Source organism: Streptomyces sp. NPDC045022, from assembly GCF_056432605.1.
In genome coordinates this window covers 1-1436 of the sequence record NZ_JBWKIR010000083.1, presented here as the reverse complement: position 1 = coordinate 1436, position 1436 = coordinate 1, and the positions used below count along the sequence as shown (strand labels likewise).

The 1436-nt window shown below is 69.4% G+C and carries 1 protein-coding gene; it reads left to right on the top strand.

Annotated features, from left to right (window positions below):
- The first annotated feature begins 42 nt into the window (after window positions 1-42).
- Window positions 43-1266, top strand: coding sequence for an IS4 family transposase (locus AC07C1_RS41235; RefSeq protein WP_478947245.1), 1224 nt, complete (start codon window positions 43-45; stop codon window positions 1264-1266).
- The last annotated feature ends 170 nt before the right edge of the window (window positions 1267-1436 follow it).

Here is a 1436-nt window from a genome sequence, read left to right as displayed (position 1 = left end):
CAATGCCAGTGACTTAGCTGTCCTGCTCTCGTTGGTTGTGGTGTGGCGAGGGTGGGGCAGGTCAAGTCGCCTGCGGGTGAGCGGTTGTCGGACCGGATTGCGATCGGGGTGCTGACGGGGGCGTTTCCGCCGCAGCTGATCGATGAGGTGGTCGCGGAGACCGGGCGGGGCGAGTTGCGCAGCCGTCTGCTGCCGGCCCGGGTGGTCGTGTACTTCGTGCTGGCGATGTGTCTGTTCTTCGGGCAGCCGTATGAAGAAGTCGCGCGGCTGTTGAGTGACGGGCTCGCCGATGTGCGGCGGTCCTGGCGGGTGCCGACGACTGCGGCGATCGGGCGGGCGCGTCGGCGCCTGGGCGTGGAGCCCTTGAAGGTGTTGTTCGCGCGGGTGTGCCGTCCGGTGGCGGCGCCGGAGACGGCGGGTGCCTGGTATCGGCGGTGGCGCCTGGTGGCGGTGGACGGCACGACGTTGGACCTGGCGGACACGGCGGAGAACGACAGCTTCTTCGGCCGCCCGGGCTCGGGGCGGGGAACGGGCGCGTTCCCGCAGGCCAGGCTCATGGCGCTGGCCGAGTGCGGGACCCACGCGGTGTTCGGTGCGGCGGTGGGCCCGTTGTCGGTCAGTGAGCCGGTGCTGTCCCGGCAGCTGTTCGGCGAGCTGCGGGCGGGGATGCTGCTGCTGGCCGACCGGGGCTTTTACGGGTTCGAGTTGTGGCAGGCCGCCCGGGCAACAGGCGCGGACCTGCTGTGGCGGATGCGAAAGAGCGCGGCTCTGCCCGTGGTGCAGGTCCTGGCCGATGGCTCCTACCTCAGCACGGTCCATGCCGAAAAGGACCGCAAGAGCCGCCGCAACCCGGTGGAAGTCCGCGTGATCGAGTACACCCTCGCCCGCACCGGCGACGCCACCGTCTACCGGCTGCTGACCACTCTGCTCGATCCTGAGCAGGCACCGGCGAAGGAACTGGCCGCGCTCTACGCCCAGCGGTGGGAGATCGAGACCACGCTGGATGAGATCAAGACCCACCAGCGCGGTCCGAAGCTCGTCCTGCGTTCGAGATACCCGTGGGGCGTGGAGCAGGAGATCTACGGCTTCCTCCTGGTGCACCACGCCATCCGGCAGCTGATGCACCAGGCCGCCACCGGCCGGGGTCTTGATCCCGACCGCCTCTCCTTCTCCCGGTCCCTGCGGATCGTGCGCCGCCAGGTCCCGGCCCAGGCGGCGCTTTCCCCCCGGCAGACTCGCCCGGGCACTGACCCGCACCCTGGCTGAGATCACCGAACGCCTGCTGCCCGCACGCCGTCATCGGACCTGCCCCAGAGTGATCAAACGCAAGATGTCCAACTGGCCGCTCAAACGGGCCGAGCACCGCAACCGGACACCACCCGCACGGAACACCGTGACCATCACCCGACAAGGCACAACCTAAGTCACCGGCATTG